The sequence below is a fragment of the Enterococcus sp. HMSC076E04 genome (assembly GCF_001814285.1).
GTDB classification, from domain to species: domain Bacteria; phylum Bacillota; class Bacilli; order Lactobacillales; family Enterococcaceae; genus Enterococcus_B; species Enterococcus_B lactis.
In genome coordinates this window covers 76,386-87,654 of the sequence record NZ_KV815632.1, presented here as the reverse complement: position 1 = coordinate 87,654, position 11,269 = coordinate 76,386, and the positions used below count along the sequence as shown (strand labels likewise).

The following is an 11,269-nucleotide window of genomic DNA, read 5'->3' as shown; positions in this document are numbered from 1 at the left end:
AAGCGAAACATCAGGTTGTCAAAAACAGCTGATCCAGCTATTTTACTTTTCTGTGTTTTAACGCTTATTATTCGCCTTGGTTCAAGAGGATTGGTAAAGTATTCGCCAATTCTTCTTTACGTACTTCAACCATTTCGCCAGTTTTCTTGATTTTCACTTCTACGATTCCATCCACTGCTTTTTTACCGACAGTAATTCTGATTGGACAGCCAATCAAATCAGAATCCGCGAATTTCACTCCTGCGCGTTCATTTCTGTCATCAACCAGTACTTCATAGCCAGCTTTTGTCATCGCTTCTTCTAGTTCATTCGTCAAGTTTGTTTGGTATTCGTCTTTTAGATTCATTTGGACGATATGCAGATCAAATGGCGCAATTCCTTTTGGCCAATTGATTCCTTGTTCATCTGAATGTTGTTCTACGATTGCTGATAATAAACGGCTCACACCGATACCATAACAGCCCATAATCACAAATTTTTCCCGTCCGTTTTCGTCTAGAACGGTTGCTCCCATAGATTCACTGTAACGAGTGCCAATTTTGAAGATATGTCCGATTTCGATTCCTCGTGTAAAGGCAAGAACACCGTTGTTGTCTGGTGAAGGATCGCCTTCTTGTACAAAACGAAGATCTTCATAAGAAAGCACAGTGAAATCGCGTTCTGGATTCACATTTTTATAGTGGAATCCTGTTTCGTTCGCTCCAGTAATGGCATTCGCTAAATCTTGGACATAACGGTCTGCGTATACTTTTACGTCATCTGAAACACCGATTGGTCCGACAGAACCAAACTCAGCACCTAGATATTTTTGTGCTTCTTCTTCCGTCGCTTCTTCTAAAAAGTCAGCAGATAGATAGTTTTTCAGTTTTACGTCATTGACTTCATGGTCTCCGCGTACCAAAACAAGGACAGGTTGTTCATCCGCAATGAACAATACAGACTTGATAATTTTTTGAGGTTCAACAGAAAAGAAATCTGCTACTTCATCAATTGATTTTACGTTAGGTGTAGCTACTTTCTCTAATTCAAGCTGTGTTTCATGCGATTTTTTTGATACATAGTAGCTTGTAGCCATCTCCAAGTTTGCAGCATAATCACTTTCAGTCGAATAACAGATCGTATCCTCCCCAATCTCTGAGATCGCCATGAATTCCTTTGAGTCTTTTCCGCCCATTGCGCCACCGTCTCCGATGATCGAACGAAATTCCAAACCGCAACGCTTGAAGACTTCGGTATAGGCTTTTTCATAATCTTTATATGTTTCGTCTAAACTTTCTTCTGTTGCATGGAAAGAATACGCATCTTTCATGATAAACTCACGTCCGCGAAGCAAACCAAAACGAGGACGTTTTTCGTCACGATACTTAGGTTGGATTTGATAAAGATTCAAAGGTAATTTCTTATACGAATTGATTTCATTACGCATCAAATCAGTGAAAGTTTCTTCGTGAGTTGGTCCAAGAATCATTTTTCGATCATTACGGTCCTTGAAACGATACAAGTTTGGGCCATATGTTTCATAACGTCCTGACTCTTCCCAAAGTTCTGCTGGTAAGATGGCAGGCATCAGCATCTCTACCGCACCGATTTTTTCAAATTCTTCCCGCATGATACGTTTCAGCTTTTCTAACACACGATTTGCTAATGGCAGATAAGAATAGATACCCGCTGATACTTGACGGATATATCCAGCTCTTAGCAAGATTTGATGACTTAATACTTCTGCATCATTTGGAACTTCACGTAATGTTGGAATCAACATTTTTGATTGTCTCATTCTATATACTCCTTTATTTCCTCAAAATAGTTATCGTTTGTTATTATACCCTATTTGTCAACTTTTTCTAGAAAAAGAATCGTTGAATATCGTTCCATGTAACTAGCACCATCAACAACATTAAAAATCCAAAGCCAGCTAATGTCAATATTCCTTCTTTTTCTTGACTTAATGGTTTCCCACGAATCCCTTCAAAAATATTCAACACTAATTTCCCACCATCTAAGGCAGGGATTGGAAGCAGATTGACGATTCCCAGGTTCATTGAAAGAAGCGCCATCAAACCAATAACAGTTGTTACACCTTGGTTTGCTGCTTCTGAAGACAATTGGTACATCATAACAGGTCCGCCTAATTTATCTAAACTAAAACCTGTAAACAGTGATCCTAAGGCTTTGAAAATTTCCAATGAACCGCTAAAAGCTTGACGTGTTCCGCCGATGATCTTATCCATAAAACCTGTATTCATTGGGGCTTGTATGCCAAGTTGGCCAACTTTTTCGCCATTTGACTCTACAGATTTCGGTGTCACTTCGACAGATTGCATCTTACCTTCTCGTTCGATCTCAAAATCTAATGTTTTACCTGGATTTTTCGTGATGACTGTTGTCAAATCGTTCCAAGAGTGGATTTCTTTACCGTCCACACTAACTACCTTATCATTTTCTTTTAAGCCTGCTTCTGCCGCAGCACCATTAGGGATAATCTCTCCTACACGATTAGTATTTGTCACTTGAACACCGCCTTGCATGAATGCAAGAATAATGAATAACACGATTGCCAAGATAAAGTTATTCATCGGACCGGCAAAATTGGTCAGCATACGCTGCCACAGTTTAGCCGATTGGAACTGTACATCTTTTGGTGCAATTCTGATTTCTGTTCCGTCGGTTTCAATAATCGTCGCATCGTGATCGACAGGATAGGTCACTACTTCTGTTTCATCCCCATTCACATAACCAGTGATAGTCAGCTCATCTTCTAAATCATAACGGCTCAATTCCATCGGGATAGCATTTGTCAATTGGATTTTCTTACTTAAATTTATCTTCTCTACGATGCCGTCAGAATTTAGTAAAAGAGAAAGAGGCATACCTGGTGCCATTTCTGTTTCATCATCCCCATTGCCTGCCATTCGAACATAACCGCCAATAGGTAATAGGCGAAGCGTATATGTTGTCCCGTCTTTTGCTTGATGCCCATAAATTTTCGGACCCATACCGATAGCAAATTCGCGAACGAGGATTCCTGATCGTTTCGCAAAGAAGAAATGACCAAACTCATGAACAATCACTAATATACCAAAAACAATGATAAATGTTAGTATCGTTTTCATAGCTTTTTTCTCCTTTACTTGTTTTTTGTGTGTTTTTTTAAACAACGTTAAAACACTATAATTTTACCATAGTATACCTAAGACACCAATAGTATCAATAAAATGAGAAACAAAAACCTGCGTCTTTTATGAAAATCACAAAGAAACGCAGGTATACTTACTAAATAATGCCAAATAAATGCATGATAGGGAATACAAACAGCAAGCTATCGAAACGGTCTAAGATTCCTCCGTGGCCCGGTAAGATATTTCCTGAGTCTTTCACATCATAATGGCGTTTGATTGCTGATTCGACCAAATCGCCAAATTGTCCGACTGCCGAAAAAATAATCGTCATCAGAAGCATGACAAACATACCATGATTGAATAGTTCTTTTGCTGGGTATAGCAATAAATAAAGAAATGCGACTACAACAGCACTTCCGATCCCGCCTAGCGCACCTTCAATCGTTTTGTTCGGTGAAATATCCGGACTTAACTTGTGTTGTCCATAACGACGGCCAACCATATAAGCACCAATATCAGTTGCCCAAACAATAAACAGACCAAAAATCAAAACAGCTAAACTTTCTGTTCGTGCATTGACGAAATTCTGGAAGCCTATTCCTACATACAAACTGACAAGTACTGGGAAACCTGCTTCATCAATCGTATACGTATTTTTAGAAATAACTGACGTCCCTAAAAGGATCATAACGATAAGATAAAATAGCATAAATGTACTGACGTTCTCTGGAAGAAAGAAGAACCATCTTTCTTTTGGCAAGACAAGGAGCACTGCACCAATAGCGGATAAAACTCCTTCAAAACTTAGGAGAGTCAATCCTTTCATCCGGAAAAGCTCATAAACTCCTACCACAGCTAAGACTGCTGCGGTAAGCTCAACCGCTATGCCCCCAATCCATATAATCGGAATAAACAAGACAAGCGCCACGGCTGCTGTGATTACGCGTTGTTTCATGACTGATCCCCTTTCTCATTTTCTGTTTTTTTTACACCGCCGAATCGACGATCTCGATTTTGATAAGAGGCAATTGCTTCTTCAAGATGCGCACCGTCAAAATCAGGCCAAAGTGCTTTTGTAAAATACAATTCACTATATGCAATCTGCCATAACAGAAAATTACTGATCCGCTCTTCTCCGCTTGTACGGATCATCAACTCAGGATCTTGTAATTCTTTGGGCAAGAAACCTGTCATTAGATGGTTGGCAATCACTTCATCATCGATTTCTTCTGCCTGTATTTCTCCCTTTGCTACTTCTTCAGCAATGTTTTGGACTGCAGTCACGATTTCTGCTCTACTTCCGTAATTCAAAGCAAAGTTTAACACCATTCCGGTATTGTCTTTTGTTTGCTCAATTGCACGTTTTACAGCGTCTTGCGTATGTTCTGGTAACACGTTCTCATACCCCATGACATGGACTTTGACGTTTTCTTTGATCAATTCTGGTACGAACGTATCAAAAAAGTCGACAGGTAGTTGCATGAGAAAACTTACTTCATCTTTTGGTCGCTTCCAGTTTTCAGTCGAAAAAGCATAAAGCGTCAATACTTTCACTCCAAGCCTTGATGCTTTCTTTGTAACTTTCTTTACTGTTTCCATACCTTCTTTATGACCAGCGACTCTTGGCAAACGCCGGTTTTGCGCCCAACGACCATTGCCGTCCATGATGATGGCAACGTGTTGAGGAATTGGTCCATCGGCATTAAATTGAAATTCGCTTTTTTCTTGAATATATTTGTTTTTTTGCGGAAAAAAACGTAACATTCTTTTTCCTCCTATACTTAAAAGATTCCCACTATCTTAAGTATTATAGCAATATCTAAACGTTTTTCCTATGAAATCATTGTTTTTTTATTTAAAAACTGAATAATTTTTTCTTTTTTTAATCTTTAAATAAAAGAAACATAAATAAAAACAGAGGAAACGGAATGATCCGCCCCTCTGTTTTTATGGTTTTATTAAACTTCCAATAATTCTTTTTCTTTATCAGCAGCGATCTTATCTACTTCTTTAATGCTGTTATCTGTCAATGTTTGTACGTCTTTTTCTAGTCCGCGCAAATCATCTTCGGTAATGTCACCATTTTTTTGTTGTTTTTTATATTCGTCGATCGCATCACGACGGATGTTACGAATCGCGATTTTTGCATTTTCTGCTTCTTTTTTCACATCTTTAGCTAATTCTTTTCTGCGTTCTTCTGTCAGTTGCGGGATAACCAAACGAATAACATTTCCATCATTGGTAGGACTGATTCCGATATCACTTGCCATAATAGCTTTTTCAACATCTTGAAGAATGCTCTTGTCAAAAGGCGTGATCATTAAAACACGTGCTTCTGGGATTTGGATTGACGCCATTTGGTTCAATGGAGTTGGTGCACCGTAATAATTCACAGTGATTCGATCCAAAAGGCTAGCATTCGCGCGGCCTGCGCGGATTTGCCCAAGTTCACGTTGAAGATTTTGTGCTGCTTTTTTCATTTTTTCTTTTGCTTCTGTCATAATTGCATCTGCCATTTTTATTTCCCCCTTACAGTCGTTCCGATATTTTCGCCTAAGATTGCCCGGCGAATATTTCCGTGTTCATTTAAATTGAAGACAAGCAATGGAATGTCATTATCCATGCTTAGTGAACTTGCAGTTGAATCCATGACTTGTAATCCTTTAGCAATCACTTCCAGATGAGTCAGTTCTTCAAATTTCACTGCATTTGCATCTACTTTCGGATCAGCAGAATAAACACCGTCTACATTGTTTTTAGCCATCAGGATAACATCTGCGCCGATTTCTGCTGCGCGTAATGCTGCCGTTGTATCTGTCGAGAAGTACGGGTTGCCGGTACCGCCCGCAAAAATAACAATCCGTCCTTTTTCTAAATGACGTTCTGCTTTACGGCGAATGTATGGCTCTGCGATTTGACGCATTTCAATCGAAGTTTGCACGCGTGTCGGTACACCCACGTTTTCCAACGTATCCTGTAAAGCTAAGGCATTCATAACTGTAGCTAACATACCCATGTAATCAGCTTGAGCGCGTTCCATACCCATTTGTGCTCCGATTTGTCCGCGCCAGATATTTCCGCCGCCCACAACGATTGCCATTTCAACGCCCAGTTCGTGAACTTCTTTGATTTCTTGGATGATTTCTTTGATTACTGGTGGTTTGATTCCAAATCCTGCATCCCCAGCTAAAGCTTCTCCACTCAATTTTAAGACTACACGCTGATATTTCGGTGTGACCATGTTCATTCCTCCAATATTTTCTATTGCCATTTTACCATACTTAGATGATTTCGACACGCTAAGCCTGGTTTTTCTTGTTTTGCTTAAAAAAAGGGAGCGCACAAAGCGTGCGTTCCCGTCTGTCATTCAACAGAATTATTTTTTCACTTGGCTCATAACTTCTTCTACAAAGTTATCTTCGCGTTTTTCGATACCTTCGCCAACTTCGAAACGTACGAATGTTTTAACAGTTGCGCCTTTTGAAGCAACGTATTTTTCAACAGTCATATCAGGATCTTTAACGAATGGTTGGTCAACCAAAGCGATTTCTGCTTTGAATTTCTTCAAGCGTCCTTCTACCATTTTTTCAACGATATTCGCTGGTTTGCCTTCATTCAATGCTTGTTCTGTAAGAACAGTTTTTTCATGTTCTAATTCAGCTTCTGGAATTTGTGATTCGTTTACATAGCGAGGATTGATAGCTGCTACGTGCATAGCTACGTCTCTTGCAACTGTTTCATCTGTTGTTCCGTCTAGAACAGTCAATACAGCAATACGTCCACCCATATGCAAGTATCCGCCAAATGCAGCATTGTCGTCTTTTTCTACAACTTCAAAGCGACGGAAGCTGATTTTTTCTCCGATAACTTGAGTTGCTTCGATCAAGTCAGATTCAATCGTTCCTTTATCTGTTTTGATTTTCATTGCAGCTTCCATGTCTGCTGGTTTATTTTCAGCAACAAGTTCTGCGATTTCTTTTACTAAGTCTTGGAACATTTCATTTTTAGATACAAAGTCTGTTTCTGAGTTTACTTCAACGATTGCTGCAGTGTTACCTTTCACAGCAACTGAAGCTAATCCTTCAGCGGCAATGCGGTCATTTTTCTTTGCAGCCTTTGCCATTCCTTTTTCACGTAAAAGATCAACTGCTTTTTCCATATCGCCTTCTACTTCAACTAATGCTTTTTTCGCATCCATCATTCCTACGCCAGTCATTTCGCGTAGTTCTTTTACCATTTTAGCTGTAACGTCTGCCATGTTTAACTCCTCCTGTGTGTGTTCTTTTTAAAAAAAGCTGCTTCAAAGGAGAGTGAGGCTTGTCGCCCAGCCTTTGAAACAGCTCCATCATTCAAAATTATTCTGCTGAAGAATTGTCGCCTTCAACAACATCTACGATTTCTTCGATTGATGTTGCTGTGTTTTCTTCTGTGAAATCTTCTTCAACTACTTGATCTTCACCTTGGTTTCCTTCGATGAAAGCATCAGCCATTTTTGAAGTAATCAATTTAACAGCACGAATTGCATCGTCGTTTGAAGGGATTACTACGTCGATTTCATCTGGATCGCAGTTTGTATCAACCATAGCTACGATTGGGATATTTAATTTGTGTGCTTCTTGAACAGCAATACGTTCTTTACGTGGGTCAACGATGTACATTACATCTGGGATTCTTGGCATATCAGCGATACCGCCTAAGAATTTTTCAAGACGTTCGCGTTCTTTGTTCAAACCAGCAACTTCTTTTTTAGGTAGAACTTCAAAAGTTCCATCTTCTTCCATTGCATTGATTTGTTTCAAACGGCTGATACGTTTTTGGATAGTATCCCAGTTTGTCAATGTTCCGCCTAACCAACGATGGTTAACGAAGTATTGTCCTGCACGAGTTGCTTCTTCTTTGATTGCTTCTTGTGCTTGTTTTTTTGTACCTACGAATAATGCTACGCCGCCTTCTTCAGCAACGCTCTTCATGTAATCATAAGCTGCATCTACTAATTTAACTGTTTTTTGTAAGTCAATGATGTAGATTCCGTTTCTTTCTGTGAAGATATATTTCTTCATTTTTGGGTTCCAGCGACGAGTTTGGTGACCAAAGTGTACGCCGGCTTCTAGTAATTGTTTCATAGAAATTACTGCCATGTTTGTTTCCTCCGATTTGGTTTTATTTTCCCTCTTCTTATCTTCTACCTTGCCGGCAAACTTTTTCAAGCACCTACCGACAATCCAATAAGAATGTGGATTTGCTGATGCATAAAGCACCCTCAGCTATTATACAGACAAAAGATCCGTATCGCAAGAGCAAATGTACTTTTCTGCTCAACATTCAATAGTTTACCTGAAAGACAAAAAGAATTCAAGAAAAACAGTAGATTTCTCTTTGTTTCTTTATTCTCTTTTTTCCATAAAATAATTTTAGATATAAAAGACGAATATTATTGGGCAATCCTTCTTTTTTTTGTTATGATACATGTGAAATCTTTCGTAAAGGAGAAAGAAAATGCGCAAAGCTCAAAGACATTTGCTGATTAAACAAGTCATTGAAGAATTCCCGATCCGTACGCAAGAAGAACTATTAAACAAACTTGGGCATTATGGCGTTACCGCAACGCAAGCAACGATTTCTCGAGATATACGTGATCTGAAAATCGTGAAAGCACCTGATGAAAACGGTATTTCCCGCTTTGTGTTGTTTCGCGAAAAAGGTACTCCTGATACTAAGACTGAAGAAGAGGATCGGCTGATTCAAATGATTGAAGACATTGTGTTGAAAGTCGAACGAGTCCACTTTTTGACAATCGTTAATACCTTGCCAGACAATGCTCATTTATTTGCATCTGTTTTAGATGAGATCAAGCCTCCTCCTATCGTCAGTACGATTGCTGGATTTGATACGATCATGATCATCTCAGAAAATGAGGAGGATGCAAAACGAGTAGAAGAATTTCTTCACCATCCGACTGAAGTATCACTTTTTTAATCAGAACACGTGTTCCTAATAAGGAATGCGTGTTTTTTTATTTTCAATATTTTCCTTGTTAAATAAACCTTTACACTCTTTACAAAAATACATCAGTTTTTATTTAAACTTTTCATAACTTTGATTAAATCACAATACTCATCATTTATATTGGATGTTAGCAAGAGCAGAGTCTTGCTCTTTGTGTATGTCAATAAAAAAGAAATGAAAGGAAATCGCATGTATAAATTATTAACGCCTGGACCATTAACGACTTCTGAAACAGTGAAAAAAGCGATGCTGACCGATCATTGTACCTGGGATCAAGAATACAAAGAGATGACACAATGGATAAGAAAAAAATTGCTGGAGCTTGCTCAAGTACCGGAAGAACTATACACAACGGTCTTGATGCAAGGCAGCGGCTCCTTTGGGGTAGAATCTGTTTTAAGTTCTGTGATCAGACCAGAAGATACTTTACTGATTTGTTCAAATGGCGCATACGGTCAACGAATGATTGCCATGTGCAAATGTCTGCAACTAAACTATGCAGTTTATGAAGTACCTGAACACCAAATCCCCCAAGCATATATGATTACACAGTTGATTGAAGAGAATCCGTCTATCTCCGCACTTGCAATGGTCCATAGCGAGACTACTTCCGGTATTTTAAATGATTTGGAAGAAATTGCTGCTGTCACACAGGAAAGAGATCTTTTGTTCATAGTAGATGCGATGTCTAGCTTTGGTGGGATACCGATTCATGTAGCGGAACTAGGGATCGATTTTTTGATTTCTAGCTCAAATAAATGTATTCAAGGTGTTCCAGGTTTTTCTTTTGTACTTGCTAATAAAGTGGAACTAGAAAAGCGAAAAAATGCGAGTCGAAGTTTGTCACTTGATTTGTATGACCAGTACCGCGTGATGGAAAACGAGAATGGCAAATGGCGTTTCACTTCCCCTACTCATACGGTTTTGGCTTTTCAACAGGCATTAAAGGAACTAGAGCTAGAAGGAGGGATTGAAACTCGATATTCACGTTATCTCGCCAATAATCATGTGCTACGACAAAAAATGACAGAGATGGGGTTCCAGCCTTTCATCCAAGAGTATCAGGGGCCATTCATTACCTCTTTTCTTTACCCTAAAGACTGGCGATTTGATTTCAATCATTTCTATCAGCATTTAAAACAAAACGGATTTGTGATCTATCCTGGGAAAATCAGCGATCATGAATGTTTTCGTATCGGTAATATTGGCGAGATTTATCCAGAAGACATTTTAGAACTGACAGCAATTATCAAAGACTATAAGGAGAACATTAATGATTAAAACTGTAATTTTTGATTGGGCAGGAACAACTGTGGACTTTGGCTGTATGGCTCCTGTCCACGCTTTTAGAAATGCTTTTCTAGAAAAAGGGATCCAACTGACTGACAAAGAGATCCGCGAACCGATGGGAAAATTAAAATGGGATCATATCCAACAGCTTCTTTCCCTCCCTTCTGTCAAAGAACAATGGATAGCGATTCAAGGACAACTACCTCAGGAAAAAGAGGTGGAGGAATTGTATCAGCAATTTGAACATTATCTGTTTAAAGATTTGGCCCAACATTCTACCTTGAAACCCGACACATTGGAAACGATCGAACAGTTGAGAAGCGCTGGGATCAATATTGGTTCCACGACTGGATTTACTGCTCCTATGATGGCAATCGTAGCAGAAACCGCAAAAAAAGAAGGCTATTCACCAGACTTCATGGCAACTTCTGAAGACGTCGAAGGATATGGACGACCATTTCCTTATATGATTCATAAAAATATACAATATTTCAAAAACAAGTCAGTTGATGAAGTAATCAAAGTCGGAGATACGGTCTCAGATATCCAAGAAGGGAAAAATGCTGGGGTGTTTACAGTAGGTGTGATTGAAGGTAGTTCGCTGATGGGACTTTCATATGATGCATACCAACAAATAGAGATGGAGGAAAAAGATCGCTTAAAACAGTCTGTTGCACTTAGATTCCAACAAGCTGGTGCTGATCTTTGCGTAAATAACTTGAAGGAGTTAACAGAGTACATTTTGTGCGCTGACAAGAATCCAGAATGACTTTTATACAAAATAAGAGCTGTGACAAAAATATTGTCACAGCCCTTATTGCGAATAAACGGTGTTCTCCTGCCAACTCCTCGGT

The 11,269-nt window shown here is 39.1% G+C and carries 11 protein-coding genes; 3 read left to right on the top strand and 8 right to left on the bottom strand.

Annotated features, from left to right (window positions below):
• Positions 1–67: 67 nt before the first annotated feature.
• From HMPREF2961_RS13035 to rpsB, 8 genes are all read right to left on the bottom strand, one after another.
• Positions 68–1,777, bottom strand: coding sequence for a proline--tRNA ligase (locus HMPREF2961_RS13035; protein WP_002314809.1), 1,710 nt, complete (start codon positions 1,775–1,777; stop codon positions 68–70).
• A 67-nt stretch (positions 1,778–1,844) separates the two neighbouring features.
• Complete coding sequence (rseP, locus tag HMPREF2961_RS13030; RefSeq protein ID WP_002314808.1) at positions 1,845–3,113, bottom strand: RIP metalloprotease RseP; 1,269 nt, start codon at positions 3,111–3,113, stop codon at positions 1,845–1,847.
• Between the two features lie 160 nt (positions 3,114–3,273).
• On the bottom strand, positions 3,274–4,074 hold the full coding sequence (locus HMPREF2961_RS13025; protein ID WP_002308898.1) for a phosphatidate cytidylyltransferase: 801 nt from the start codon (positions 4,072–4,074) through the stop codon (positions 3,274–3,276).
• Positions 4,071–4,883, bottom strand: a complete 813-nt coding sequence (locus HMPREF2961_RS13020) for an isoprenyl transferase (protein WP_002314807.1) — start codon at positions 4,881–4,883, stop codon at positions 4,071–4,073. The genes HMPREF2961_RS13025 and HMPREF2961_RS13020 overlap by 4 nt, the downstream gene beginning before the upstream one ends.
• Positions 4,884–5,077: 194 nt before the next feature.
• Positions 5,078–5,635 carry a ribosome recycling factor gene (gene frr / locus HMPREF2961_RS13015; protein ID WP_002293875.1) on the bottom strand — a complete coding sequence of 186 codons (558 nt, stop codon included), beginning with the start codon at positions 5,633–5,635 and terminating at the stop codon, positions 5,078–5,080.
• A gap of 2 nt (positions 5,636–5,637) precedes the next feature.
• Complete coding sequence (pyrH, locus tag HMPREF2961_RS13010; protein ID WP_002293877.1) at positions 5,638–6,360, bottom strand: UMP kinase; 723 nt, start codon at positions 6,358–6,360, stop codon at positions 5,638–5,640.
• 135 nt (positions 6,361–6,495) lie between these two features.
• Positions 6,496–7,377: a translation elongation factor Ts gene (gene tsf / locus HMPREF2961_RS13005; RefSeq protein WP_002293878.1), complete on the bottom strand. Its 882-nt coding sequence runs from the start codon at positions 7,375–7,377 to the stop codon at positions 6,496–6,498.
• Positions 7,378–7,474: 97 nt separating this feature from the next.
• Positions 7,475–8,257: a 30S ribosomal protein S2 gene (gene rpsB / locus HMPREF2961_RS13000; protein ID WP_002293880.1), complete on the bottom strand. Its 783-nt coding sequence runs from the start codon at positions 8,255–8,257 to the stop codon at positions 7,475–7,477.
• A 358-nt stretch (positions 8,258–8,615) separates the two neighbouring features.
• Here rpsB and HMPREF2961_RS12995 point away from each other — a divergent pair, with 358 nt between their 5' ends.
• The 3 genes from HMPREF2961_RS12995 to phnX all read left to right on the top strand — a co-directional run bounded on the left by HMPREF2961_RS12995 (position 8,616) and on the right by phnX (position 11,184).
• On the top strand, positions 8,616–9,095 hold the full coding sequence (locus tag HMPREF2961_RS12995) for an arginine repressor (protein ID WP_002316352.1): 480 nt from the start codon (positions 8,616–8,618) through the stop codon (positions 9,093–9,095).
• A 219-nt stretch (positions 9,096–9,314) separates the two neighbouring features.
• Complete coding sequence (gene phnW, locus HMPREF2961_RS12990; RefSeq protein ID WP_050397138.1) at positions 9,315–10,406, top strand: 2-aminoethylphosphonate--pyruvate transaminase; 1,092 nt, start codon at positions 9,315–9,317, stop codon at positions 10,404–10,406.
• Positions 10,399–11,184, top strand: coding sequence for a phosphonoacetaldehyde hydrolase (gene phnX, locus HMPREF2961_RS12985; RefSeq protein ID WP_070704984.1), 786 nt, complete (start codon positions 10,399–10,401; stop codon positions 11,182–11,184). The genes phnW and phnX overlap by 8 nt, the downstream gene beginning before the upstream one ends.
• Positions 11,185–11,269: the final 85 nt, after the last annotated feature.